This is a genomic window from Aureispira anguillae (genome assembly GCF_026000115.1).
Classification (GTDB): domain Bacteria; phylum Bacteroidota; class Bacteroidia; order Chitinophagales; family Saprospiraceae; genus Aureispira; species Aureispira anguillae.
On sequence record NZ_AP026867.1, the window covers coordinates 3,761,268 to 3,787,906 of the forward strand.

At 35.6% G+C, this 26,639-nt stretch carries 27 protein-coding genes; 10 read left to right on the forward strand and 17 right to left on the reverse strand.

What is annotated here, in order from left to right; genetic code table 11:
* Positions 1–70: 70 nt before the first annotated feature.
* The gene (mnmA, locus tag AsAng_RS14710) at positions 71–1,270 is read left to right on the forward strand and encodes a tRNA 2-thiouridine(34) synthase MnmA (protein WP_264793546.1); all 1,200 of its coding nucleotides are present in this window, start codon (positions 71–73) and stop codon (positions 1,268–1,270) included.
* 341 nt (positions 1,271–1,611) lie between these two features.
* Here mnmA and AsAng_RS14715 read toward each other — a convergent pair whose 3' ends face one another.
* Both AsAng_RS14715 and AsAng_RS14720 read right to left on the reverse strand, forming a co-directional pair.
* Positions 1,612–3,885: a leucine-rich repeat domain-containing protein gene (locus AsAng_RS14715; RefSeq protein WP_264793547.1), complete on the reverse strand. Its 2,274-nt coding sequence runs from the start codon at positions 3,883–3,885 to the stop codon at positions 1,612–1,614.
* A 30-nt stretch (positions 3,886–3,915) separates the two neighbouring features.
* Positions 3,916–4,620 carry a metal-dependent hydrolase gene (locus AsAng_RS14720; protein WP_264793548.1) on the reverse strand — a complete coding sequence of 235 codons (705 nt, stop codon included), beginning with the start codon at positions 4,618–4,620 and terminating at the stop codon, positions 3,916–3,918.
* A gap of 263 nt (positions 4,621–4,883) precedes the next feature.
* On the opposite strand from AsAng_RS14720, the gene AsAng_RS14725 reads away from it, so the two are divergent.
* The 4 genes from AsAng_RS14725 (at position 4,884) to AsAng_RS14740 (ending at position 8,841) form a co-directional block, all read left to right on the forward strand.
* Entirely contained in the window at positions 4,884–5,426 is a 543-nt protein-coding gene (locus AsAng_RS14725) for an NADPH-dependent FMN reductase (RefSeq protein ID WP_264793549.1), read from the forward strand.
* Between the two features lie 141 nt (positions 5,427–5,567).
* Complete coding sequence (lgt, locus tag AsAng_RS14730; RefSeq protein WP_264793550.1) at positions 5,568–6,389, forward strand: prolipoprotein diacylglyceryl transferase; 822 nt, start codon at positions 5,568–5,570, stop codon at positions 6,387–6,389.
* Between the two features lie 24 nt (positions 6,390–6,413).
* Positions 6,414–6,965 carry a hypothetical protein gene (locus AsAng_RS14735; protein WP_264793551.1) on the forward strand — a complete coding sequence of 184 codons (552 nt, stop codon included), beginning with the start codon at positions 6,414–6,416 and terminating at the stop codon, positions 6,963–6,965.
* Between the two features lie 130 nt (positions 6,966–7,095).
* Positions 7,096–8,841, forward strand: a complete 1,746-nt coding sequence (locus AsAng_RS14740) for a M13 family metallopeptidase (protein WP_264793552.1) — start codon at positions 7,096–7,098, stop codon at positions 8,839–8,841.
* A 75-nt stretch (positions 8,842–8,916) separates the two neighbouring features.
* On the opposite strand, the gene AsAng_RS14745 is transcribed toward AsAng_RS14740, so the two are convergent.
* The 6 genes from AsAng_RS14745 to AsAng_RS14770 form a co-directional block, all read right to left on the reverse strand.
* Positions 8,917–10,191, reverse strand: coding sequence for an ABC transporter permease (locus AsAng_RS14745; RefSeq protein WP_264793553.1), 1,275 nt, complete (start codon positions 10,189–10,191; stop codon positions 8,917–8,919).
* A 41-nt stretch (positions 10,192–10,232) separates the two neighbouring features.
* Entirely contained in the window at positions 10,233–12,188 is a 1,956-nt protein-coding gene (locus AsAng_RS14750) for an OmpA family protein (RefSeq protein WP_264793554.1), read from the reverse strand.
* Between the two features lie 317 nt (positions 12,189–12,505).
* Positions 12,506–12,703, reverse strand: a complete 198-nt coding sequence (locus tag AsAng_RS14755) for a hypothetical protein (protein ID WP_264793555.1) — start codon at positions 12,701–12,703, stop codon at positions 12,506–12,508.
* A gap of 6 nt (positions 12,704–12,709) precedes the next feature.
* The gene (locus AsAng_RS14760) at positions 12,710–13,000 is read right to left on the reverse strand and encodes a hypothetical protein (protein ID WP_264793556.1); all 291 of its coding nucleotides are present in this window, start codon (positions 12,998–13,000) and stop codon (positions 12,710–12,712) included.
* 12 nt (positions 13,001–13,012) lie between these two features.
* Positions 13,013–13,165 carry a hypothetical protein gene (locus AsAng_RS14765; protein WP_264793557.1) on the reverse strand — a complete coding sequence of 51 codons (153 nt, stop codon included), beginning with the start codon at positions 13,163–13,165 and terminating at the stop codon, positions 13,013–13,015.
* A gap of 139 nt (positions 13,166–13,304) precedes the next feature.
* Positions 13,305–14,051: a pentapeptide repeat-containing protein gene (locus AsAng_RS14770; RefSeq protein WP_264793558.1), complete on the reverse strand. Its 747-nt coding sequence runs from the start codon at positions 14,049–14,051 to the stop codon at positions 13,305–13,307.
* A gap of 381 nt (positions 14,052–14,432) precedes the next feature.
* On the opposite strand from AsAng_RS14770, the gene AsAng_RS14775 reads away from it, so the two are divergent.
* On the forward strand, positions 14,433–14,897 hold the full coding sequence (locus AsAng_RS14775) for a hypothetical protein (protein WP_264793559.1): 465 nt from the start codon (positions 14,433–14,435) through the stop codon (positions 14,895–14,897).
* Positions 14,898–14,902: 5 nt separating this feature from the next.
* Here the strand turns inward: AsAng_RS14775 and AsAng_RS14780 are convergent, their stop codons facing one another.
* The 3 genes from AsAng_RS14780 to AsAng_RS14790 all read right to left on the reverse strand — a co-directional run bounded on the left by AsAng_RS14780 (position 14,903) and on the right by AsAng_RS14790 (position 17,126).
* Positions 14,903–15,799, reverse strand: coding sequence for an RluA family pseudouridine synthase (locus AsAng_RS14780; protein WP_264793560.1), 897 nt, complete (start codon positions 15,797–15,799; stop codon positions 14,903–14,905).
* 88 nt (positions 15,800–15,887) lie between these two features.
* Entirely contained in the window at positions 15,888–16,220 is a 333-nt protein-coding gene (locus AsAng_RS14785; protein ID WP_264793561.1) for a DUF2853 family protein, read from the reverse strand.
* Between the two features lie 207 nt (positions 16,221–16,427).
* Positions 16,428–17,126 carry a hypothetical protein gene (locus AsAng_RS14790; protein WP_264793562.1) on the reverse strand — a complete coding sequence of 233 codons (699 nt, stop codon included), beginning with the start codon at positions 17,124–17,126 and terminating at the stop codon, positions 16,428–16,430.
* 155 nt (positions 17,127–17,281) lie between these two features.
* Between AsAng_RS14790 and gpmI the strand changes: the two genes are divergently transcribed.
* Complete coding sequence (gene gpmI, locus AsAng_RS14795) at positions 17,282–18,799, forward strand: 2,3-bisphosphoglycerate-independent phosphoglycerate mutase (protein ID WP_264793563.1); 1,518 nt, start codon at positions 17,282–17,284, stop codon at positions 18,797–18,799.
* 81 nt (positions 18,800–18,880) lie between these two features.
* Here gpmI and AsAng_RS14800 read toward each other — a convergent pair whose 3' ends face one another.
* Entirely contained in the window at positions 18,881–19,417 is a 537-nt protein-coding gene (locus tag AsAng_RS14800; protein WP_264793564.1) for a YceI family protein, read from the reverse strand.
* A gap of 533 nt (positions 19,418–19,950) precedes the next feature.
* Here AsAng_RS14800 and rlmH point away from each other — a divergent pair.
* Both rlmH and AsAng_RS14810 read left to right on the forward strand, forming a co-directional pair.
* Positions 19,951–20,424, forward strand: coding sequence for a 23S rRNA (pseudouridine(1915)-N(3))-methyltransferase RlmH (gene rlmH, locus AsAng_RS14805; RefSeq protein WP_264793565.1), 474 nt, complete (start codon positions 19,951–19,953; stop codon positions 20,422–20,424).
* Between the two features lie 12 nt (positions 20,425–20,436).
* On the forward strand, positions 20,437–21,018 hold the full coding sequence (locus AsAng_RS14810) for a CopD family protein (RefSeq protein WP_264793566.1): 582 nt from the start codon (positions 20,437–20,439) through the stop codon (positions 21,016–21,018).
* 1 nt (position 21,019) lies between these two features.
* On the opposite strand, the gene AsAng_RS14815 is transcribed toward AsAng_RS14810, so the two are convergent.
* A complete protein-coding gene (locus AsAng_RS14815; RefSeq protein ID WP_264793567.1) occupies positions 21,020–21,697 on the reverse strand; it encodes a DNA alkylation repair protein in 678 nt (225 codons plus the stop codon).
* Positions 21,698–21,786: 89 nt separating this feature from the next.
* Entirely contained in the window at positions 21,787–22,413 is a 627-nt protein-coding gene (locus tag AsAng_RS14820) for a GyrI-like domain-containing protein (RefSeq protein WP_264793568.1), read from the reverse strand.
* A gap of 241 nt (positions 22,414–22,654) precedes the next feature.
* Between AsAng_RS14820 and AsAng_RS14825 the strand changes: the two genes are divergently transcribed.
* Complete coding sequence (locus tag AsAng_RS14825) at positions 22,655–23,215, forward strand: hypothetical protein (protein ID WP_264793569.1); 561 nt, start codon at positions 22,655–22,657, stop codon at positions 23,213–23,215.
* A gap of 17 nt (positions 23,216–23,232) precedes the next feature.
* Here the strand turns inward: AsAng_RS14825 and AsAng_RS14830 are convergent, their stop codons facing one another.
* From AsAng_RS14830 to AsAng_RS14840, 3 genes are all read right to left on the reverse strand, one after another.
* Positions 23,233–23,880 (reverse strand): ABC transporter ATP-binding protein, encoded by a 648-nt coding sequence (locus AsAng_RS14830; protein WP_264793570.1) that lies wholly within the window; start codon positions 23,878–23,880, stop codon positions 23,233–23,235.
* A gap of 109 nt (positions 23,881–23,989) precedes the next feature.
* Positions 23,990–24,817 carry an acyl-ACP--UDP-N-acetylglucosamine O-acyltransferase gene (lpxA, locus tag AsAng_RS14835; RefSeq protein WP_264793571.1) on the reverse strand — a complete coding sequence of 276 codons (828 nt, stop codon included), beginning with the start codon at positions 24,815–24,817 and terminating at the stop codon, positions 23,990–23,992.
* Positions 24,818–24,822: 5 nt separating this feature from the next.
* On the reverse strand, positions 24,823–26,211 hold the full coding sequence (locus tag AsAng_RS14840) for a bifunctional UDP-3-O-[3-hydroxymyristoyl] N-acetylglucosamine deacetylase/3-hydroxyacyl-ACP dehydratase (protein ID WP_264793572.1): 1,389 nt from the start codon (positions 26,209–26,211) through the stop codon (positions 24,823–24,825).
* Between the last annotated feature and the right edge of the window lie 428 nt (positions 26,212–26,639).

A 26,639-nucleotide genomic window follows, 5' to 3' on the forward strand; every position in this document is an offset into this window, starting at 1 on the left:
TTTTTAACTTAAATTTTTGATCTATTGGATGCTACAATTGGTCAATCTAAATCTATAAATTGAAATAAAAATGAAACGTGTAGTCGTTGGACTTTCTGGAGGGGTAGATTCTAGTGTTTCTGCTTATTTGTTGCAACAACAAGGTTATGAAGTCATTGGTTTGTTTATGAAAAATTGGCATGACGAATCGGTTATCCTAGATGCCGAATGCCCTTGGGTTGAAGATAGTAACGATGCCTTAATTGTTGCTCAAACTTTAGGTATTCCCTTTCAAACCATAGATTTAAGCGCTGCTTACAAAGAACGTATTGTCGATTATATGTTTGCTGAATATCAAGCAGGAAGAACTCCAAACCCCGATGTATTGTGCAATAGGGAAATTAAATTTGATGTCTTTCTAAAAACGGCATTGGAACTAGGAGCTGACTATGTCGCAACAGGGCATTATTGTCAAAAAAAGGAAGTACAAAAAGATGGCTCAACACAGTATCAGTTAATAGCTGGAGCGGACAATAACAAAGACCAAAGTTACTTCTTGTGCCAACTCAATCAAGCGCAATTGGCCAAAGCACTTTTCCCGATTGGGCATTTACAAAAGCCTGAAGTTCGAAAAATTGCAGCTGAACAAGGCTTGATCACTGCTGAGAAAAAGGATTCTCAGGGGCTTTGTTTTGTTGGTAAAATCAAATTACCTGATTTTCTTCAACAACAATTAAAACCTAAAAAAGGAGATATTATAGAAATACCTAAAGATGCTCCCATTTTTCAAAATTATCAAGAACAAGTGGAGGCAATTGGGGACAATAGAAATGCTGCTGCACTAAAGATTTTAAGCAAGGCATTTGTTTATGCTCCTCAAGATGGTAAGGTCGTTGGTCAACACAATGGCGCACATTATTTTACCATAGGACAACGCAAAGGTCTTCAAGTGGGGGGTACACCTGAACCGCTCTTTGTTGTTGCTACAGATACTCGCTCTAATCTTATTTATACAGGGCAAGGTGCGCATCCTGGCCTATTTAGAAAAGGACTTTTTATTGCCAATAATGAAGTACATTGGGTACGCCCCGATTTAAAACTAGCAGTAGGTGAACAGCGTGATTTTATGGTGCGAATTCGCTATCGTCAACCGCTTACCCCTGCTACCCTGTATTGTACAGCCGAAGGAATTTATATTATTTTTGAAACGCAACAACGTGGAGTAACACCAGGACAATTTGCAGCTTGGTATGAGCATCAAGAGCTTATTGGTTCGGGAGTTATTGGCTAAGGTTTGATGCTTGAATTGTTCTACTAAAAACTACAATTCAAGCATTTTCTTTTTTCGTTCTTTGACAAATCGTGTGGTAAACACTAAAAAAGGGTAAGCTTTTAACTACTTTTTAGCTTCGCTGCTACTTATTCCTTTAGTGCGCTATCGCTTATGAGTGAGTTCAGGCATGAATGAGAATAGTTCGTGGTTTTAGAAGAAAGTTATAGGTCGTAAGTCGTATGCTTAGTTCCTGTAAATACAGGACATACGACTTACGACCTATAACTTATAACAAAAGTAGTAATAAGCAGGTAAGGTAGTTTACGATTCCACACCATTTGTCAAAGAACCTCTTTTTTTTAGGTTATAACTTTATATTTTTTTTCTAATTCTGTGTGCAGATTAATGACGCTTAGATTAGGCATTTTTTCTAACTTTTGAAATAAAACTTCCGCACCAGTAAGTTCAGATTGTAATAGGTGCAATTCTCGAAGGTTCTTAAGTTGTTCTATTGGAAAATCCAATTGCATTTTCTTTCCCTCCAAGGTTAAGATTTCTATTTGAGTTAGCTCAAAAATTTGAGGCGGAAGCTTATCTCCATTAAGCTTATAGGAGACATTTTTTAAGCTTTTTAATTGTTTTAGAGACTCCCATCCATTGGCATCAAACAAGATATTCTTCAACTCCAATGTTTCAAGATTTTCTAATGCTCCAAAATCTTTAGGCAATTGGATTTTTTTAGTGGTATAATAATTCAAAACTACTCGATGGAGTCGTTTCATTTGGCTAATCCCATCTTGATTGCCCAAGATCGTTGTGCTATAATCCACCCCAATCAATACGTTAACAGCATCCATCTTAAACAAATGAGTTAAAATACCACTTTCACCACCTTGCAATTCTATCTCATTGTTATTGATTCTCCTTTTCCAAAAATCAAGTGCCAATGTCCTTTGTTCCTCTTCTGGCAACAAAACAACATTCATCAAATACATGGTATTGTAACGGTAAGTATCGTGATAAACGGCACAATGCCTTAGAAACTCCATTTTATTTAATGCTGTTTCTGCGCAAATATCATTGATATAATCAATGTAGTGCCAAGCCTTAAAATAGCCCAACTCAAACTGCCTAAAATGAATTCTACTCTTAAGTTTTTCTAACAATTTATTAGAAGCATTTAAGGTCAATAAATTTTTGGTTTGTCGAACAATTTTGGTGGTAGAGCTAAATTTGTGTACAAAAAACAAAGTTGTCATTAACTCTTTGGGTACTCCCCCACTTTTTAGCAATTCTAAGGCAACCAAAACATCCTCATCTCTTAAAGTCAATAACATATTTTGAATATGCTCTGTGCCGATTTCTTCTTCCAACAAATAAGCTGGTGCAGCTGCATCCAAAAAATGATTGAGTTCTGTTTCTGTCACAATGACCAACTGGTTATCTGTTAATGCAGCTGTGTTTTTTATATTTTTGCCCAATAACACATGAGATGTTTTTGTTGTTTTTTTAGAAACAACAGCTATATTCAATAACTTTAGCGTCTTTTTTAAATCGCTCTTTTTCTTGATGGTACTTCCCAATATCAGCAATTCACAGCCCTCGACAAAAGCAGTTGGATCAAAGACGCCCAATCGCTTTGTGATTTCAGTAATAATAGCTTCTCTTAGCTTATTATGCCGAACCGCATAACAGGCTAAAATGGATGCATTGGTCAAATTTTTAATCGCTTCTTTTTGATTATTTAATAAGGCTACTATTGCTTCTATAATTTCAGCATTATCTATCAAATTTGCCTTAGCTACTGCTTTGCGGATAGACAAAATAGTTTTAGCAGATTGTTTGCTCTTATGCCTCCAAAAATGTTTAAAGTCTAATAATCGCTCGTTCAATTTAAATACCAAGGGATGGATCCAACCTATGGGATTATCAAACCAATTAAAAAATATTAACTGCTGTAAGTTCAAAATTTCACTTGGCAAAGCAGTTATTCTATTCGCATCCACTCTCAAATTTTGCAAATACTCCAATTTACACAATCGCTGATCAAAATTTTGCAATTTATTATTGCTAAAAAAAAGCTGTTTTAATTGACCGTGCTCATAAACCCAATCGGGTATTGTTGTCAAATTATTTCTATCTAAATTTAATTTTTCCAAATTCGGCCAAAAACATTTATTGGCTAAGGTTGTAGCTGCAATTCTATTCTCAGCTAAATTCAGTTCTACCAAACTTGGAATTTTTGACAAAACTACTGGTATTGCATCTAGTTTACAATCCTTTAAGGTTATTGCCTTTAAGTGTTTTAATTTAGACAAAGATTGAGGAATAACAATTGGTTTTGCCGTTACCATGATCACCAATTCTTCTAACTGTTCCAATCCGCCAATTGCCTCAGGAAGACCATTAGAACCTAAAAAAGCAATGGTCAATTTTTTCAATTGTTTTAATTGAACAATTTCAGGAGGGATGGTTTCTAAGTATCCTCGAATTCCAAGTATTTCAACATTCGTATATTCAAAAAGCGCAGCAGGTAATTGCCCTGCCTGTTCAAACATTCTACTTTCTATATAAAGATTTTGAACCTTATATTTTTGCTTTTGGGGCGCTTTATCGTAATAGTATTGTTTCATAATTGGGTAGTTGGAAATGAGGTAAAGGTTTTATGCTCCCTTCTTCTTAATATTAAATGACATTCCGATCTCTGGCAAGAAAAGTGTTTTTTTGGCTGCTGCAAATGCTTTTTTTGCCGCAGAGTGATCCATTTTAATAATGGGAAAGGTATCAAAATGGCAGCCTATAATTGTATTGCATTGAATAAAAGTACTTGCCAAAACAGCATCGTCATAACCCATTGTAAAATTATCTCCTATCGGTAAAATAGCAAAATCTAACCGAGGGCAAATCATAGGGATTAGTTTCATATCCATGGTTAAACCTGTATCCCCTGCAAAATAAAATGTTCCTTCGTGATCATTACTAATAACAAAACCAACAGAGCTACCACCATAGCTACCATCTGGCATAGAGCTAGAGTGCGCAGCCGTTACCATTTTGACGGTACCAAAATCAAATTTATGCTTCCCTCCTATATTCATCCCATGTCCAGAAACGCCTTGCTTGTCAAACCATTTGACAATTTCATAAACACTTATGATTTGAGCATTATTGTGAATAGCGATTTCAAAAGCATCTGCCAAATGATCCTCATGCCCGTGAGAAAGAAAAATATAGTGTGGCTTAATACTTTCTATGTCAATCTTTGCCGACTTAGCTTGAGGATTGGGGCTAATGAATGGGTCAAACAATAATTTTTTATTGCCTATTTCTACCAAAAAACAACTGTGCCCATAATATGTAATTCGCATATTTTAATTTACTTTTGGAAATGATGTCACAATATTTTGCTAAACATAGTCTAAATTAGTCATTATAGGGGTGCTTCTAGCAGATAGGATTATCCAATAAAATCACACCTTATGTTTAGTAAAAACTATTCTCGTTAATAATAAAGTAAGCAAGCTACTTACTCCAATATATTTACATTTGAATTAGCTATCAATTTATTTTAAAAAAAGAAGATTTAGAAATTTAAAGCGCTTATTTTTTGAAAAAATCACAAAACAAACCAATGATTACTGTATTTTCGGGAACAAATCGCAAAAATAGCCGAACCCATATTATTGCTCAATACATCTACCAAACGCTAAAAGAACAAAGCAACGAAGAAGTTCGCTTTTTTAGTATGGAAGAGCTACCTACCGACCTTTTTCACGCAGATATGTATAGTGAAGCAGGGCAATCTAAGGCACTGTCAAGCATTCAAGACGAGTACCTAATTCCTGCCAATAAATTTTACTTTGTGGTGCCAGAGTACAATGGAGGGATTCCTGGGGCACTCAAATTATTTATTGATGCTTGTTCGGTACGCCAATATGCAGCATCTTTTCATGGAGGCAAAAAAGCGGCCTTGGTTGGGGTTTCATCAGGGCGTTCAGGCGCACTCAGAGGGCTAGAATACATGACGGGTTTTCTAAATTACCTCACCATTAGTGTGCTTCCTAATAAGTTGCCCATTTCGAGTATTGAGACCTTATTGGAAAAAGACCAGTTGGTGGATAAAGAAACCCAAAAAGTGGTTCAAGCACAAATCACAGAATTTCTAAACTTTTGATCGCAAGCCTTTCTAAAACCAACCCATTTAAGAGCATATTTAAATTGAACATTTAAACATACTCTAAAAAATGCACAACGAATGTTTAACGTTGGGCAAATTGCCCTATTGGGTTCTTCAATCACTATAAAATATCAATCAATGTTTACCGCTATAATATGGAATCCAGATCCCATCATCACTGAAATTGGAAGTTTTGCTTTGCGCTGGTATTCCCTTCTATTTGCTACAGGATTTATCATTAGTTTTTTTATCCTTCGTCGTTTATTCGAAGAAGAAAGTATAAGCTTAGAAGTGCTTGACAAAATGCTGCTTTATTCAGTTGTAGGGACTATTTTAGGAGCACGTGTAGGCAATTGTTTATTCTATGATTTTGAGTACTTTTCTCAACATCCTTTAGAAATTTTGCTTCCATTCAAATTTTCTCCCAGTTTTGAATTCACGGGCTATAGAGGACTGGCTAGTCATGGAGCTATGCTAGGTTTATTGGTTGCCTATTGGCTATTGTCTCGAAAAACAGGACAGTCAATCTTATGGTTCTTAGACAAAGGAGCGATTGTAGGAGGGCTTTGTCTAGCTTGCATTCGTATGGGGAACTTTATGAACTCCGAAATTGTGGGTGCTCCGACAGATGCTGCTTGGGCTTTTATTTTTCCAAGAGTAGATGACATTCCCCGTCATCCCGTGCAATTGTACGGTTTTGTCGTTTATCTCAGCCTTTTCTTATTTATGTTACAATACAATAAACGAAAAAAAGGACTGGTAAAAGATGGGCATATTTTTGGTGTGTTTTTACTAATCTTAGGATGCTTAAGATTTAGCATGGAATTCATCAAAAAACACTATGTATTAGATCCTGATAGTTGGCTTAATATGGCTCAATTTTTGAGTTTACCAATGATTATATTGGGAGCTATATTGGCTTGGGTTACCCTGAACAGAGCTTCCGACTTAACCAATTAATGTCTATCTAATTATTCTATTCCTATGGTCCTAAAACCCGATGATTTTCATTTAGTAGAAGCCTACCTTAATGCCATTCGAGAAAAAGAGGTAATTTTATGGGAAGGGAAAATGCAGCCTATTAAACAGGAAACTAAAAGTAAAGAAACACGCTTATTAATTACTTTTTTGATTGGCGTTTTTTGCATAGGCATATTTCCTCTAATGGGGCTCTTATTAGTTGCTATTCCTCCATTAACTTATCTCTATTCGGATCATTTAGAGAAAACTCGACAAGATGCATTAACTTACACTCGATATTTAATTACCCCCAAACGACTTATTTTTATTACTTGGCATAAAAAGAAGGTTCATATCAATAGTATTTTTGCCAATAATATTAACAAAGTATTGACCAACAGAAGTCAAAATGGAGAAGTTTCTATTTGTTTTGTTCCTAGAACGCCTGCTTCTTTTGATACCTACTATTATACAGATGGGCAAAAGAGCCCTATGGTTGGCTTTATAAACATTGGAGATCTAGAACGAAAAAAAGTGCTTCAAATTATCCAAAAACAAGTACTATTGGAACAATAAAAGTACCAACCTAGTTTATTTAATAATACGCCGTTGATTAGCTTCCTATGGTCATGAGATAATTTTTTGATTTTGATTAAGACGACTTGCATTTTAATTAACTCATTTTTTAATTAAAAAAATACCATTAATGCAACACAATTACCAACCTACTTCATTAAAAAAACATGCGCTCTACCAATGGCTAAAAATTGGTTTTTACTTTGCCATTCCATCTGTTTTTTTGAGTGCAGGTAATATCAGCCCACATAATTACCAACCGCTAGAAACAGATTTGACCGATTACCAAAAATTAAAAGCGGCGCTTTCAGAAAAAGTATTTACAAAAATTTGTAAAACCGTTAAAGATACCCGCAAAGCTCCAACCTTCAATTTTATTTATAATTATCAAGGCAAGCCCTATTACAATGCTTACTATAGCCCTAGCAACAATACGATTAATTTTGGCGAAGGGATTTATGATTTGGCAGCCGAGTTGGGCGCTGATTCTATCGACATTGTGGCAACGGTTATGGCGCATGAGATTGCTCATTTTTACAAAGACCACGGGTGGGCACATGCCTTTGGCAAAGCCAACCCAGACAATGACATTCAAAAAAATGTAAAAGAATCCATGTATAACGCAGAAGATCGTGCTAGAATGGAAGCTGAAGCAGATTATTTTGGAGGAATTTTTGGGTATATGAGTGGCTACAATACCTTGGGTGTTGGTGGCGCTTTTTTTGATAAATTATACCATGTTTTAGAAATTCCTGACGAAACATTTGGTTATCCTTCTCGCCAAGATCGAATTGGGATTTATAACAATTCTCAAAAGATGCTTGAAGCGCTCATTCCTGTTTTTAACACTGCCAATATGCTAAACTTGGTGCGCCGTTACGAACAAGCATCGATTTGCTACGATCATGTTATTGTTACCTTCCCTAGCCGAGAAATGTACAACAATGCTGGTGTAGCCTTGGCGCAAGAAGCCATCAGTATGTATACTGCTGAAGAGTTGAAGTTTGTTTATCCTTTTGGAATTGATTTGGATACTCGCCTTAACCAAGCAGGAACCAAAGGAGCAGGAGAATCCAAAGAAGATAAACGGGTTCGCTTGGCAAAAGATGCCTTAAATTTGTTTAACGATGCCATTCGAATTGACGATCAATATGCTGCGGCTTATGTTAACGCTGCCCTCATTCATAGCCTTCTAGGAGAATATGAAATGGCCTTGGGTTTAGCCAATAAAGCCGTGCAATTAGCGACCAATAAACAAGAAACTTTATTGGTTGGAAATGCTCATATTGCTAGAGGTATTGCCTTTGCTCAATCTGATAAAAAGGCAGAGGCAAAAAAAGAATTTAAAGCCGCAGAAAGTGGAAATCCGCTTTTGGCAACAACCAACTTAGAGGCATTAACGACGAATCTATTTTCTAAACTGTTTAAGAAAAAATTGTCGGAAGAGATTGATGGAACGGAAGAAACCATTGCAGATGTCGGCATCGAAGCCTTAGAAGTACTTTTTGACGATCAGGAGCAATTTCAAGTTACAAATATTAAAAAACAAAACGAAAAGCGCCCTGAAACAGCCATCATTAATGTCAATGAAGAAGAGTTTGAAGCAACCCTTATTGCCACTTACAAGGGTCCTTACAATACAAAAGAAGAATTGGAAGGCTTTATAAAAACCAAAGCTGATTACGATGGCGAAACTGCTCGTGGAATCAAAATTGGTAGTTCGCTAGATGCTGTCCACAAACTTTATGGAAAACCAACCCGTATGCTCGGCGGAAGCCAAGGCAATTATCTATTCTATGAGAAAACGAGTATTGTTTTTCTTCTAGATCAGCACAACTTAGTCACGGCTTGGATGCTTTATGGAAAGGTAAAATAATATCAATGGATTGGAAGGTTTGAAAATAGGCTGATTACCGATAGAATCCTTTCAAATCTTCCAATCTCTATATCATTAAGCTCGAATAGCCTCTACAGGCACCATCTTGGAAGCTCGATAAGCAGGAATAATCCCAGCAACAACACCAGAAGCAGATGCTATTGCTAGCCCTCGAATCGCATTGCTTGGAGACAAGAAAATATCGTATTCTGCAATACTAGTAGCAGCTTCGGCTCCCATTACAACAAATGCAAGCCCTACCAAACCACCAATTAGACAAAGAATAATGGATTCTACTAAAAATTCCATTAGAATAACATAATTTTTAGCCCCTAAAGCTTTTTTGATACCAATTAATCGAGTCCGTTCTTTAACAGAAACAAACATAATATTGGCTACGCTAAATCCTCCTACAATAATGGCAAAAAGCCCTATGATATAACCTGCAATTCGGATAATTCCAAACACATTTTCAAAGATTTGAGATACAATAGACAATGTATTCAATTCAAAATTGCTCTCTTCTACAGGTTTTAACAAGCGCTTGGCTCTTAGCACCCCTGTTAATTCAGCTTTTAGGGTTTCTAGTCGTACCCCTTTTTTGGCTTTAACAGAAATGGATGTTCGTCCTCTATTAAATCCCGCTTTTTTGAGATTGACATACTTTCTTGCTGTATTATAGGGAATCAAGCCTGCATCGTCAAAATTCAATGGGTTAATCAAATCCTTTCCTTCCTTTTCCAACACACCAATAATCTGTAAGCGTTGTCCCTTTACTTTTATGTACTTTCCAATAGGATCTTCGGTTGGTCGAAACAAGGTTTGAGCAACATCATAACCAATAATAATCTGGTTGCTCCCCTTATAAAATTCTAAGGGGGTAAAATAACGCCCTTTGTGAAATTTTAGCCCAAACATATCCTTATAATGCTCCGTCACACCAATAAAAAACACATTAGAAGCATTACTGGTCTTAGATTCAGCAGTTCCCCCTCCTATAAAAACAGTAAAGGTAGCAATGTCCGCCGTTTGGACTTGTTTTTGAATTACTTCATAATCTCGATAATCTGTCTCTGGGCGTCGTTGGTACTTCCAGAAATTGCCCTCACGAGGTGATTCTCCCCAAGGCATTTTACTGATGTAAACCACATCGTCTCCCAATTGTTTGAAACTGTCTTGGATGTTTGCCTCTAATGAATCAACGGCAGAAAGTACCATAATTACACAAAAAATACCAATGGTAATTCCCGATAACGACAAAAGCGTTCTCAATTTATTGCCAGCCAACTGCTGAAAAGCTTGGCGGATACTTTCAAAAAATATTCTAGGTAACAATAATACTGTGTTCATTTTCTACATTAGTCCGTTGAAAAGTTGCATTAAATTGACGATCATTCAGAAGATGATAAAATTTCAAATTCAGTACGCCGATTTTTGGAGCGTCCCTCTTTTGATTCATTGCTATATTTGGGTTTTGTTGCACCAAAACCTTTTGCTTTAAGTCGTTTAGCATCAACTCCCTTTGTTATTAAATAATTCATAACAGATTTAGCACGAGCTTCTGAAAGCTTTAAATTGTCCGCTGGTTTTCCTACATTGTCGGTATGACCATTTAATTGAATATGCATAGTTATGTTCTTATCCAACAAGTTTTTTAGTCGATCCAATTCAATTTTTGATTCCGATTTTAATTCAGCAGAAGCTGTTGCAAAGAAAACATTCTCCAAGACAATAGGTTCACGAACCATTTTTTTAGTGGAATCATCCCTCTTATAAACCAATGGTTGTAATTTTGCCTCTAAGACATAAGCCCGATCTAAGGATTTTGTTTCTGATAAATCATAATTAGCAGAAAAAAACAAATAGCCATCTTTACGAGCATTTAAGGCATATTTTCCTGTTGGCAAACAAATAATAAACGATCCATCCTTAGGCGTTTTTAACTGTTTAAAAACCGTCTGTGTCTTAAGGTCAATAATTTCTACCTCTGCCGATAAAGGCAAATTGGTTTCCTCGCTCAACGTAATCCCATTAATATAAGTGATCGGCATTGGTTTGGCAAGCGCAGGCAATTCAAAGCTATAAATGTCCATCGAACCAAATCCACCTGCTCGGTCAGAAGCCAAATAAGCCAAGGTTCCTTTTCGATTAACCGCCAGTGCTTCTTCTTGATTGGAAGTATTAATTGGGTAGCCCAAATTAACAGGCTTTCCCCATTTCCCATCCTCTTTTAGTCGAGTAATAAACAAATCAAAACCGCCCATCCCTGGATGTCCTTCTGAACTAAAATAAAGCGTTTGCCCATCGGGATGAATACAGGGAGAAGCTTCATTATAAAGCGTATTCAACTCTTTCACATTCTCTGGGGTTCCCCAAGTTCCATCACTTTGTAGCTTAGAGACAAATAAATCTTTGTGCCCTCGCCCCTTCGCTCCACCTCTAACAAAATAGATCGCATCACTGTTTGGCGCAATACTAGGTTGAGATTCCCAATCTTTGGTATTAATTGGTGCACCAATATTCTTAGGAGTTGTCCATTTTCCATTTACCTTTCTAGAAAAATACAAATCACAACTTCCGTAATCTTCTCTTCTATTACAAACTGTAAACACTAATAGTTTCCCATCGGCTGAAATACTTTGCGCCCCTTCATTTTCGCTCGTATTTACGGTTGGAATAGGTTTACTTTTTTGCCAACCATTTTCACTACATTGACTAATGTACAAATCCTCTTGCCCTGCCTGCCCTTCTCCCAATTGCCTTGTATAAACCAACTCATCCTTGAGCGTTATTGAGGGAAAATATTCTCGATTCGTTGAGTTAATGTTCTCTCCTAAGTTTTTAAGGTTAAAAGCAACAGGATTGGCTAAGGCTTGGGGTCTAAAACGAGCATCTCCCAAACGCTTTGTTGCAATTTTTATCAGATTAGGATGCAATTTATCATACGATAAAAATTGAAGCATTTGTTTTTCGACCTCAGCATAAGCTTCTTGTAACATTGCAATACGCCCAAGTGCCATATAAATTTTTGGATTATAATCGGGTGCTAGTTCTATAACTTTGTTATAATGCGTGATTGCATTTTCGTAATCCTTTTCTTGTTCATAAATAAACCCCAACTGAATATAAGAATTCACAAATTTAGCATCCTTCTTAATCAATTTATGCAGTTCTTTTTTTGCAGTTTTATAGTCTCTTCTTACAATATAACTATACGCTTTTTTGTAATTTTCTTTTGTTTTTTTAGAAGCATTAATAGCTGTTGTATAATCGGTCTGCCCTAGTGTAGCACAAAGATTACACAGCCCAAAAACAAGAATCCATAACATATATTTTAGACCTATCATTCATTAAAGTTTAGTACAAGATATGCATAACTTTTGTGAGTCTGCATAAAAATTATCTAAGTAAGACTTTTTTATCGACAAAATTAATATCTCTATTAAAGAATCAAATAATACCCCAAAAGTTATCAGTCGAATAAAATTAACAGAACTTTTAAGGTTGTAAGTAACGATGCAAAATACAAAAAAGCTACTTTCTGTGAAGAAAGTAGCCCATTGCGTGTTTTTATAGAAGTGTGATTTCTGTACAAAACAGGGCATAAATGCCCAAAATATATATTTAAACAAATACTAGGCGACCAGTTTTATTGATTTTCAAATCAATACATTAATCTGTTTAGTTTTATGATTAAATGTTCTTGATAATCTTTAGGTATATTTTTAATTTCAGTGGTAAATATCGTCTTGTGGATATTAATATCTGTTCCTATCCTTGCTGAAATATTTTTTTCTAACTCTAAATCAAATCGTTCCATTTTTTTAATTTTTGCCTCATTCTTCCATTGAATATCTTGCAAATAATATTATTTTTGTATCAATAGCTTTTGGCTAAATAAACTATCTCTAATCTTTTGAGGTAAAGAATTCACCCATTTAGCTACTTCATCATATAAATTACTACCTGAATAAGTATATTGATCTATAACAAAAGAATCTCTAAAATAAGATAAAGTGCTATCCTCTATATAAAAAGGATTTTCTTTATACACGGTTTTATAATAGACTTTTTCTACTTCTCTAATTTCAGTAGTCGTGCAAGAACTTATCCATCCTATGCTTAGTAATACTATAAATAAACGTAATATGGTTTTCATAGTTTAAGAGTGTTATTTGGACATAACATCTTGGATCAGCTGTTTTTGCTCCTCTGTATCAACGAAGCCATCCACCTTAAAGTAATCCTTATATTTAATTAGGATCGCCTTCATTGATTTTAATTCTACCTCTAGTTTTTGAAGCTTTTTGCTCTGACTCGCCATAATCTAGTTTTAATTAGTGAGAACATTTTCATTGCTACCAACAAATATAATTCACACAAACCAAACTCACAAACAAGTCATTATATATATTTCTCTTAAATATATAATCACTAATTGCAGATAAAGATTAAGTCTTGTTTTAATCTTCAAAAACATTTTCGCTTTTATTCTTTTTAGCCAAGTAGTCATTTAATGCTTTCTCGGTCAAAAATACTTCTGTCATTGTACATTCGTCAACATTAAGCCCTGCCATTTGTGTACGAATCATAATTGTTCTATCAAAAGTAGCCCCTTCTACATCGGCTTCTGTCATATCCGCATCTGTCAAATCTGCTCGTCTAAAATTGGTTCCAATAAGACTCGATTCTTTAAATGAACTTCCTTTTAGTTTTGCTTTAACAAATTTGGCCCCTGTCAAGTCTGTTTCCGAAAAATTAGCCCCTTCGCTATTGGTCAAACTTAAATCTGCTACTTTTAGATCATGCTCTCCAATGTCTGCTCCTCTAAAATCAGCATTTTTAAGACTCGCAGCAGGCACAGGCGCTTGTCCGCTAACCAATCGATCCTCATTGTCGTATTTTTTGGTTCGAATCGCAGGTTTATCCCCAAATCTAGCTCCTCTTAAATCAGCCTCTCTAAAGTCAGCATTATCCAAATTCATGCCTCTAAAATCCAACCCTGGCAAACTCGCTTCTCTAAGATTTATTTTAGGCAACTCACCGTGTTTTTCTTTATAGGCTTTTTGGTAGGCAGCAAATACTTTTCTTCCCTTTTTGATAATTCGAGCTTGTTGATCGTTATAAGGTGTTTCGGGGTCATCTTCTTGCGCAACAAGAGCCGTCCCCATAAAACAAAATAGCAGTAGTATTAATGTAAATATTTTCATAGTATTTTTTTGATCAAAACCTGGTTATAACAAACGAATAAAACTCCTATTGCAAAGAGCGTGCGAATTCTTAAGATATTCTTAAATTTCTTAAAAAAAATCTAAAAAAACAAATTTCAATCTTCCTTTTAACTAAGAAGTTAGTCTACCTATAAATACATTCTTTAGACCTCTTTGGGTACTAAACCTCTTTAAGTTATTTAGAAAATAAATATAATTCCAATGCGCTAAATCAAAAGTTATCTTACATTTTTACTATCATTACATTTACATCACAAACAACTGGTTATCAAACACAAATCAAAAATAAAAAAGTAAATGGTCAAGGAATTGTTAGAATAGTCACTAAATCATCTGGAGAACATAAACAATCAAAGAGATATGTTAAAATTACTATTGCTAATAATTAGCTTCATTTTTATAGTTGGTTGTACAGAAACTACCAATTCTATAAAAACTAATGCCCCAATAAAAAAGCCCCACACAACACAAGAAAATGCTCTTCTAAAATCATTCTTGATAAAGTTATATCCTCATGAATCCATTGATGAGGATCACATCAAAAAAATACAACATTGGCATCTATCTTTGCCTCAAAAGGTTTTAGAAAAAATTGATCAGCAACAAATAATTATCAAAATTTCTGCAAAACGAGCTAAAAACTATTTGAATGATAAAGAATTAGCTAAAATACAAGAAGATTTACAGTATTACGAAGAAACACTTCACAAGATAATAGGAGACATAAACCTCTACCCTATTGCATTAATAACAACTAATATTGCTTATCAAAAAACAGAAGAGAATTATCTAGAAATTTCGCTCATAGAAATTTGCGGTGATTAGCTCTTTTATTCAAAATCATAGGCATCATAACGGCGCTGCTCTCGATTTAATAAGGCGGTATATTTATAAGGTGTGGGTAATTTTATCGCTTGGCGTTCTCCTGTAATGGGATGTTCAAAATCTAAGGCTACTGCGATCAAAAAAAGCCCTTTATGTTTTAGAATTAAGCCTTGAATGCCATAAAGTTTGTCTCCCAAGATAGGAAATCCTGCTTGCGATAAATGGATTCGAAGTTGGTGAGTGCGCCCCGTTTTGGGGTATAAATTTAAGAGCGAAAGCTGCCCACTTTTTAGAGAATCAACGGTTTGCAAGCATTCGAAATGGCTTAAGGCTGCTTTATGATTAATCGCAGTATCAAAACGCCCTTGAGCAGGAGGTTGTCCAATCACAATGGCTTGATATTTCTTTTGGATCGTTTTGGCTTCAAATTGCGCTCCCAAGTGCATTCTGGCTTGTTTGGTTTTAGCAATCAACAAAAGACCAGAAGTAGGTGCATCGAGTCGATGAACAGCCCTAGGTTTTTTGAGGGCATCTACTTTAGTAGAAAGCGTTATATTATGCAACAAAGCATTTTCTATGGTTCGAAATTGATTGCCACTCACAGGAATGCCAGCTGGTTTAAAAACTACTGCAATTGCATCATCTTCATAGATCACATCCATTGGCAATTTTAACACCTTTGTTGGCGCATCATCCAGATCAATGAGTTCAACAACTTGTTCAGGGCAAACCCAATCCCCTGTATGTCCCTTTTTTCCGTCTACATAAATGGCACCCCGTTTAATTGCAACTTTAACACTTTTTCGAGATGGCAGTTGCAAAAATATACCACATAGATAATCGCTTAACCGCTGTTTTGGTGTCAATAAAGGCACAACATGTGTGTCCAGTACTAAATGCATAACATTCAAATTAAAGGGTAGTTAACCAACAAAAGCCATTTCCTTTAGAGAAATGGCTTTTGTCATTATGTTAGAATGATAGAAGCTCCTAAGAAGGAAATTTTCCCACTTTATCAGAACAAAGGTAATAAAAAATTGCTCTGTATTTATTGCGGTTAGATTTCCCCATTGTTTCTACAGCGTAATTTACGATACCATCCAAATCATCACTCTCAGAAAGTCCCAATTTTTTAATTAAATAGTTATTTTTTACACGGTCCAATTCAGTTTGGTCAGAACCTGAAACAGTTTCACCATCTTTGTTATAAATAGAAGGACCACAAGCTTTGGTACATGCGATTAATTTGTCCTCATCATATTTAATACCTAATTTTTCCATGTTAGCTTTATAACCAGCTACTTTTTCATCGAACTTACTCATCTTTTAGTTTTGTTTAATGTTTTAATCGAAATTATTGTTATAATTATAATGCTCACCTAAGTTATACCTATAATAGATAAACAATGTACAAATTTTGTTATTTCTCTTAGAATAGAAGGGTTATTTTTTGCCATTTTCAGTTGTATTCTTGCCAAAAACAAGCTTTTTTTAGTTCTTTTTTATAGAATAGAGTTCTTCATTTATGAGTTAATCTCTTGTTTTGCTTAAGATTGTATTACAAACAAATAAATTTTGTTCAAAATATTCTTTAGATTCTACAAAACTATAATCTTTTGTTATTCGCTTCATTCTATCTTCACAATCCTGACAATCTTCCAACACTGTAGCCAAAGTAAGGTTAAACATCAAAAAGCGCATTGTTTCAAATGCTCTGAAAGGAACTTTTTCGATATACTGTGTTGTAAAACTCGTATCACTCAGATAACTATCGTATTCCTTCACCACATGATTTGACCAATATTTATAAATAGCCAATTGAGGCTTAAATTCTTGGTCACGTTCTATTGTTCCTTTTTTAGGGTCCAAACGATACTTCAACAGTGCAAACTTGCCATAGACACTGCCTATAGGAATAATATAATGCTCCAAAATAAGGTATTGATTATTCTTTTCCTTCGTAATAACAATATCTCCTAAATTTTGGTTAAAATCATATACCGTTTGACCTTGATTAAGCACCTCTATATTATCCAATCGGATAGAATTCGTAGCAGCAAACAATCGTTCAAAATCTGAAAATTGTTGTGTCTTGTTTAAATCCAAATTGGCATAATCCATTTTAAATACTAGAGGACTATTAAAAACTACAGCTTCTGTTTGGGGATTCCTATCACTAGTACAAGCTCCAACTAATAATAATAGAATGGTATATAGTATATATTTCATATCTACAAGATAAGAAAATGGATTACAATTTACAAATCAATTTACGTTATTAGTTGGCTAATTTTATGCCTTTGAAGAAAAGCTAAAAATTATACCGACTGTAACAATATATTAATACCTTTGCAGCAATCTATCATTAAGAGACAGAAAACAACATGTTAAAAAAATACAAACAGACTGCACTATTAATATTAGATGGTTGGGGACATGGAGCCAATCCAAAAGTTAGTGCAATAGCCCAAGCAAAAACGCCTTTTATTAATAGCTTATATCAACGCTATCCGAATTCTGAATTGGTTACCTATGGAGAAGAAGTTGGACTTCCTGAAGGACAAATGGGAAATTCAGAGGTGGGGCATCTAAATATTGGGGCAGGGAGAATTGTTTATCAAGAATTGGTGCGGATCAACAAAGCTGCACAAGATCATTCGTTGCATGAAAATAAAATCTTAGTTCAAGCATTGGAGTACGCCAAAGCCAACAACAAGGCAGTTCATTTCATGGGGCTGTTATCTGATGGTGGTGTACATTCTCACATCAATCATCTAAAAGCTTTGTGTGATGCCACACAAGAAAATGGCTTGTCGCAAGTTTATATACATGCCTTTATGGATGGTCGAGATACCGCTCCCAATGGTGGACTGGCTTACCTACAAAATCTCTTGGATCATATCGAGGATAGCCCGATTGAAGTTGCCTCTATTATTGGTCGATACTATGCAATGGATAGAGACAAACGCTGGGAGCGCATCAAATTGGCTTACGATTTATTGCTAGAAGGCAAAGGGACTAAGTTTGATGATCCTATTGAAGCGCTAAAAGCATCTTATGCCAATGGTGTTACAGATGAATTTATAGAGCCTGTAAGTTGTAGCTCTGCCAAGGTTCAAGAAGGTGATGTGGTCATTTGTTTTAATTTTAGAACCGATCGCTGCCGCCAAATCACAACCGCACTTACCCAAGAAGATTTTCCAACAGAGGGCATGAAAAGCATTCCGCTTCATTATGTAACCATGACACGGTATGATGATTCGTTTGAGCAAGTAGGCGTTTTATTCGAAAAAGATAACTTAAAAAACACCTTAGGTGAAGTGCTTGCCAAGGCAGGAAAAACGCAAGTTCGAATTGCTGAAACGGAAAAATACCCTCATGTAACTTTTTTCTTTTCTGGTGGTCGAGAAACCGAGTTTGAGCAAGAAAAACGCTTAATTGTCGCTTCTCCTAAAGTTGCTACGTATGATTTGCAACCCGAAATGAGTGCCATTGGTATTACCGATACTATTATAGCCGAAGTAGAAGCCAATCAACCTAATTTTATCTGTTTGAATTATGCCAATGCTGACATGGTTGGACATACAGGAGTATTTGAAGCGGCTATCAAAGCAGCAGAAACCGTGGACACTTGTGTCGAACGTTTGGTTCAAACGTTATTGCAGCATGATTATGGTATTATCATTATAGCAGATCATGGCAATTCTGATTATATGATTAATGACGATGGTTCTCCTCATACGGCACATACGGTCAATCCCGTTCCTTGCTTTTTTGTTGCCAATGAAGTAACAGGCGTTTCAATCAAAGATGGTAAATTAGCAGATGTTGCTCCTACCTTATTGCAATTGATGCAGTTAGAACCTTCTGAAGAAATGAATGGCACTGCACTATTAAGCTAAAATGCCTAAAGCAAAAGATCGCTTCGTTCATAACGGATTAAATGAACGAAGCGATCTCAGTGCTTACAACTTATGATTAGTCTAAAGATCAACCACACAATAAATCTGAACGGTTACTTCCAAACCTATCGAGTCTTTTCCCACCTTCTCTCCTAGCTGATAATCCTTTCTTTTAAGCGAAAAATTTCCCGTTAAGGTTAGTTGTTCTTTTCCTTCTATAACCGAAAATGGGATCATTACCTCCTTGCTAATATCTCGAATGGTCAATGTAGCTAAGGCTTCATATCCTGTTTCTGTTTTTTTTAGGGACTTCCCAACCATTTTTATCTCTGGAAAAACTGCCACGCCAAAAAAATCATTTTTTTGAAGGTGCTTATCCCTACCTCTGCTCCCTGTACGAATGGTAGAAGGGGCTACTGTAGCATTAAAGCCAGAAGCGCCTAAATTGTTTTTGTCAAAATTAACCAGCCCTTTCAGGTTCAAGATCGTTCCGTTGACAACCTTCCCCATATTATTTACTTCAAACTCTATCTTTGATTTTTGGGAATTAATTTTTTGAGCAAAGGCGACTTGGGATAAAACTAAACCAACAATCAGTATTACTATTTGTTTCATCATCTTAATTAAATCGTTCAGTACTTTTCATTTATTAACAAACTGACTATCAACCCTATTACTAATAGCAAAATCATACTCTAATTTATTCACAATCTTTTTAATAACAATATTCTTACCAGTTTTTTCATTTAAATCCACAGATCGACATGAACTGCTCCCTGAATTCCCCAACCAAAAGCAATAGACTTTATCATAGAACTAAGTAAGTAGATGGATAAAAATAATTAACATTAAATTACTCGCAGTGCTCGTGAGATCAATTAGCTGTGCTGAGACTGCGTGGTGAGCATCTTTTGTCCGCTAAGCTTCCTTGAAAAGCCTCGCTTTACTTGCTTCGCTGCGTGAAGTCGCAGGCTTAGTTAGCCCGCTAAAGTTACGTTTTGCAAGTCGTTAGCGAAAAAAATATACTCCAATTTTTAAACTACTAATTTTGTCCATCTACTTATAATATTTTAAATCTAACTAAAATATACTCGTCAAAATATGTAATTTTGGAACTTCAAAAGCGCACTATAAAACTTAAACCAAGTTCGATGAAAGCAGAATTATGGGTCATTGGCAATACTTCTTTTCCCTACTTAAAAGAGGGAACAGCTATTTATGAAAAACGTCTAAAACACTATCTTCCTTTTGAATATCATACGATTCCTGATGTCAAAAATGCTAAAAATCTTTCGAAGGAACAGCTCAAAACCAAAGAAGGCACACTCTTGCTAAAAAAATTAGACAAAGGAGATTGGTTGATTTTGCTAGACGAAGGAGGTAAAGAATTTACCTCGCTCAAATTTGCAACCTATATGGAGAATATGCTACAACAAAGTCATAAACGAATTATCTTTGTTATTGGCGGGGCTTATGGTTTTTCACCAGCAGTATATCAACGTGCCAATGCCAAGATTTCGCTCTCTAAAATGACCTTTTCGCATCAAATGGTACGTCTATTTGTCTTAGAACAATTGTATAGAGCTATGACGATCTTAAGAAATCAACCTTATCACCACCAATAATCGAAGTACAGCATGATCTATCTAGACGAAATTATAAAAAGTCCAAATACATTTTTCTTTTTCAAAGCACTGCACATCATTGGTTTTGTAAGCTGGTTTGCAGCCCTTTTTTATTTGCCTCGGCTATTTATTTATCATACAGAAGCAATGGATTTGGAGGAGCCTAAACGCTCTATTCTTATGGAACAGATGGGAATTATGGAGCGTAGATTGTACCATATTATTATGACACCTGCCTTATTTTTGACCTTTATAGGCGGTTTCACGATGCTGTTTCTTAGAGGTTGGACTTGGTGGACATTTAATATTTGGATGCATTGGAAATTTGGCTTAATCTTACTGCTTGTTGGTTACCATCATTACAGCAAAGGCATTATGAAGCGACTCGAAAAAGGGGAAAAAGTCATGACTTCTACCCAATTCCGCTTATACAATGAAGTAACAACACTTTTTTTAGCAGCTATTGTTTTATTAGCCGTTTATAAAAATGCCTTAGAGTTTATGTATGCATTGGGTGGTCTAGTCCTTTTTGGCATTGCATTAGGAATGGGCGTAAAATGGTACAAAAAGATTCGAGAAAAATCTGGCGGTTAAGTTATAAATTTCCTTGTGGGATCAAGCGCAAGGCTTCTTTTTTGCTCAAAGGGCTCAGAGTTGTTTTGTTGCTAAACTCAATTACCCATTCTGGATTCACTCGACTATATTCTCTTAGCACCCACCCAATTGCTTTGTTGATAAAAAATTCATTGGAACCTAACAAGGGGTGAATGGTAGCACTCAATAATGCCCGATCTAAATCTTTTTTATATTTTAATTGAAACAACAAGGCAGAGCGCTGCAACCATATATTATTGGAGGCAAGCCATTTGTTGACATAAGGTTCTCGTTGCGCTGGATAATGCTTAAAGTAGGCTCCCATCAACTTGTTTGCGATAAAATCCACCGTGTCCCACCAAGATTTATGCTTCACCATAAATTCATACAGTTGAATGTCTTCAAGAGCTGGTTGTTTTACATACCTAAAGGCTAATTCTTGCGCAAAGTATTGAAATTCCCTTTGAGGCTTCTTCCAAAGTATTTTGACCATCCTTTCTAATTCGCTTTTATCGGGCAAGAATGCCTTTATCAAAAAGGGTTTCTGAAGCTCTTTTCGTTGGGTTGCTTTTATTCCATAATAATCAAATTGACCTCGCATATACGCTTTTTGTTGTTGAGCAACTTTAGCATTGGCATTTCTAATCAATTCTAACTCCAAAGTATCTATATAATCCAATCTTTTTCTTTTTTGGGGGTTAATATTTGTTGTTCTTTAATGCTCCAAAAATCGTTGGCTAACCATACAATTAAAACACTAATGAGTCCTTATTTTACTTGAAACCTCAATACTGTTTTTAACTTTTCTGGGGCTACTTTTCTAAAATCAGACAGGTAGATTTCTCGATGTTTTTTGGATGATCTAATCCATTCTTTTTCTTGGGTAAACGCTTCCATCTCTTTAAAACTCTTTGGCTCATCATCATAGCTTCCAACATGCAACATTTGTACACATTCTCCCTCTGTAATTTGTTCAAACTTTACTTGGTCTAATAATCGATGTGGCTTTTTTTCTTTTGTCAACACACGCATTTCTTCAAAAAACGTCCTATCAACAAAGTCTGGTTGTCTAATCATCAATTTAAAGACCAGATCATCTTTGTTAATTTTTCCTTTAAAATTTTCCTTTGCTGTTTCATTAAGATCCCAGACTCCTTCCAATGGGTAAACCGTATAATCACCATACCCTTTTGGGGAAGTGTCTTGTTTTTTAAGGGTCATTTTTATAGCATACGAAAGCGAGTATAAGACAGCAATACAATCTGCAAAAAAATCACTATTAGGGTTGCCCTCCCCTTCTATGGTAATAAATTGATAACTTGGGATATTGATCCATTCAGGCTTAGGTTTAGGCATATAAACCGCTTTTTCTTTTTTTCTCCACTCGTGCTTCATCTTATTTTTTAGGATTTGTTATGAATGAATAGTTTGCCCAACAAAAGTAAAGGGTCTAGATGACAACCCTATGTCAGTTGTCCTAAACTTTTGATTAAAAAAGTGCTGTGGAAGAAAGAATACCTGTGTGGATTTATTTCATAACTTGAACATTTAACGCATTGCAATAAGTTTTTTTACTTTTGCGCTACTTCCCTCATTTGCCAATCCAACTTAACAGCATACGAATTATTAACCAAACATGAATCCGTCCAATTATTTTTATTTCCTTCATGCCATCTTAGTGGGCTTAACGATCCTTCTTTATGTTCAGAAATGGGGAGAAATTATCCAACTACGCCAATATAGTATTTATAGAATCGTTCCTATACTTTGGTCGATTGTCTTTCTATTGTTATTCAACCAGTATTATATCCAAGCACGAATAGAATTGGTAAAGCACCCAATGTTGTTACTGCTAAGCCCATCTATTTATTACTTAATAGGGCTAATTCTTTTTCCCAATAGTAATTCGTTGGATAGAAAAGATAAGTTTGCCTATTTAGATTATTATGAATATTTCAGAAAACACAACCGCATAATAATGGGATTGGCTTGGATAGGAGTTTTTCTAAATTTCACTCTATATTGGCGAACGACCAATACAACAACAAGTATAACAAGTTATTCTTATGATTTTATCACCCAGCAGTATAATTATATAATCGTAGGAACTTTAGGGTTCGCCTTTTTTGTAGAGCATAAAGGCTTGATGTGTTTGTTGGCTTGGTTGCTTATTGTAGTTTTGGGAAGTTTGGGCTAACTTTCCTGTACAAAAAACTAAACAACAGACGATTTTGATGCTCGTTTTTTATAATCTAGAATATTCAATCGTTCCGTACATCCCTGAAAATCTTCTTCTACATTAGAAGCGATAATTGTTAATCGGTTGGGATGATAGGCATAATCTCTTAATAACGCTAGATACCAAGCCACTGCTTTTCTATCCAACGTAATTGTTGGCTCATCCAACAACAAAAGAGAGGTATCAGAACAAATAGCCAACGCTAACTTCAAACGCTGTTGCATTCCAGAAGAGAAAAACTTAATTGCTTTTTTTTGAGCAGATTTTGGATAATCAAGTCGTTCAATAAGTTCCTGCTGGCTACATTTCATCGGTTTAAATTTCCAATGAAAGTCAATCGCTTCCTTTAAGGTGAAGTCCTCAATTAGTTCAATATAAGGTGCTGCAAAACTTAGATTCTTATAGGCATTATCAATAGAAATAGCAACGTTATCCTTGGAAAAACTGAGCTTTCCCTTAGAAGGAGACAAATGCCCTGAAAGCACCTGCATCAAAGTCGATTTTCCAGAACCATTATTGCCCAAAATAGCATACCCCGTTCCCATTTGAAACTCATAAGTAAGCGCTCTAAAAATCCATTCAAAACGATACCGTTTTCCGACATTTGTTAACTGTAAATTCATTCCTATTTCTGCTATTCTGATTACAACAGAAGCAGCCAAACTGTTTTGATACAGTTTAGCTGCTTCCTATATTATCTTAGACTTGATAAAACGTTATCAACTGTTCAGTTTAAAGTTGAGGGCTATCATTTTTGCGTTTATTGCTTAGCCCCTTAATGAGTCCATTCTTAGAGGCTCTTGTAAAACCAATAATACGCTGACGCTCTTGGCTGTCCTCTATATGTTCTTCAATAAACTTAATACCTTTAGAGATATTGCGATGCTCAACAAACAATTGGTGATAAATATCTTGAATGTTTCGAATGGCATTCGATGCAAATCCCTGTCGACGCAATCCAACCGTATTGACCCCAATATAAGAAGCAGGGTAACGAGAAATTCGTACATAAGGAGGAACATCCTTATTCAGTAGTGTCCCACCACCAATTAAAGCATGTGCTCCAATTTGAACAAATTGGTGAACAGCAGTCATTCCGCCTAAAATAACGTGCTCCTCAATTTCTACATGTCCTGCTAGGGTTGCATTATTGGCGAGAATACAATGTTCTCCAATAACACAATCATGAGCAACATGAACATAAGCCATCAAAAGGCAGTTATTCCCAATTACAGTTTTATAATTGGCTCTAGTTCCTCTATTAAGGGTACAATACTCCCTAATGATGACATTGTCGCCAATTTCTAATGTTGTATCTTCACCGCTGTATTTCAAATCTTGGGGAATAGCTCCTACTATTGCTCCTGGAAAAATTTGACAATTTTTCCCAATTCTAGTACCAGACATGATACAGACATTTGCACCAATAGTAGTATCATCACCAATGACTACATCTGCTTCAATAGTTACCCAAGGGCCAATTTTAACATTTTTACCAATACGAGCGTTGGGATGAACAGCTGCGTGCGGATAAGAAGGTTGCATAACGTTTTCTTCCATTCGTTTTATCGTCTAATAATTTGCGCTAATAGTTCTGCCTCGCATACTAATTTGTTGCCAACATAAGCTTTGCCAGTCATTTCACACAAACCTCTTCGAATAGGGCTAATCAGCTCCATTTTGAAGAGAATGGTATCACCTGGCAAAACAGGGTGCCTAAAAAGGGCATTTTTGATGCGCAAAAAGAAAGTATCCCATTCATGAGGATTCTCCACATTTTCCATAACCAAAATACCACCCGTTTGAGCCATAGCTTCTATCTGTAAAACACCTGGCATAACTGGGTTGTTCGGAAAGTGCCCAGGAAAGAAAGGTTCATTCATGGTTACATTCTTCACCCCTACCACATGCTTATCAGTTAGTTCTATAATTTTGTCAATCAACAAAAAAGGAAACCGATGCTGAAGCTTTTTTGTTATTTCATTAATATCATTAACAGGTTTCTTATTTGGATCGTATTTGGGTATACCTCGCAATTTGCGAGACGTCTTATAAGTGCTTAATAGTTCTTTTGCCAATTTAGTATTAGCAGCGTGTCCTGGTTTTTTAGCAATAATCTTAACTCTCAAATCGAGCCCTGTTAATGCCAAATCACCAACTACATCTAATAATTTATGGCGAGCTGCCTCATTTTGGAACCGCAATTCTGTGGTATTCAAAATTCCCTCTTGCTTAACCTCTATTTCTGTAGTAACATTTAGCTTTTCTGCCAAAAGAGCCAGTTCTCCATTTTTAGGAACACTATCTACAAAAACGAGCGCATTGTCCAATTCGCCGCCTTTAACCAGTCCTGCCTCTGCTAATTCTGACAATTCGTGCAAGAATACAAAAGTTCGGTTGGGAGCAATTTCTGTTGCAAAATCTTCTAAATTATCCAAATTTGCATATTGCTTTCCTATTACAGACGAATCAAAATCGATAAGGGTTGTAACCTCAAATTTTTCTGAGGGCAAAATAGTATATTCAGCACCCGATTCGTCATCTTTCCAGTAGATGGGCTCTGAAACATCCAAATAATTTTGTTCAGCATCTTGTTCATCAATGCCTACTGCTAATATTTTTTCTACAAAGGGTAAAGCAGAACCATCCAAAATTGGCACCTCTTCCCCATCAATATCAATCAGTACATTGCAAATGCCTGTACCTTTGAGGGCTGCCAACAAATGTTCAACAGTAGCTACAGTCACCTCCTTCGCTCCCAGAACGGTACATCGCTGGGTCGCTACTACATGATTAGCGTCTGCTTTTATAATGGGTTGATTTTCTATATCAATTCTACGAAATTTTATGCCATGATTCGCAGCGGCAGGATGCAAAGATAGTGTGGTGTGTTTACCTGTATGCAATCCTTTACCTTCTATTTCAATAGATTGCTTTAACGTCGCTTGTTTCATAACTCTATGAAGCTTAAAAGATTGTTAGATAATATGATTTCAATATATAAAATATTCTAGGTTCAATTTAGTTTAAGGTTATTCTTTAGCACGAATAGATTACTTGAATGAATCTATGTTTTTAGCACAAAGTCTATAACAGGCTAGACTTCTTTATCAGTAGTATAAAATTTTGTAGGCACTTACCAAAAGGGCGATCCCTAAGGCAAATTATGTGGATTGTTTTGAGTTTTTTTGTTTTTTAGGCACTCATTTATAAACAATCAATAGTTACTACTTTTTTTTTAGCCGCCACCAAAAAACACTTCTTTTAAAAGTAAGCTAAAGAAGTACTTGAATGCGATTTAATAGGGCAATTTAATGCTCTAAATGCATCTATTTTACAATGATAGGCTTAATAACCGACACAAAGATAACCTATTTTCCAA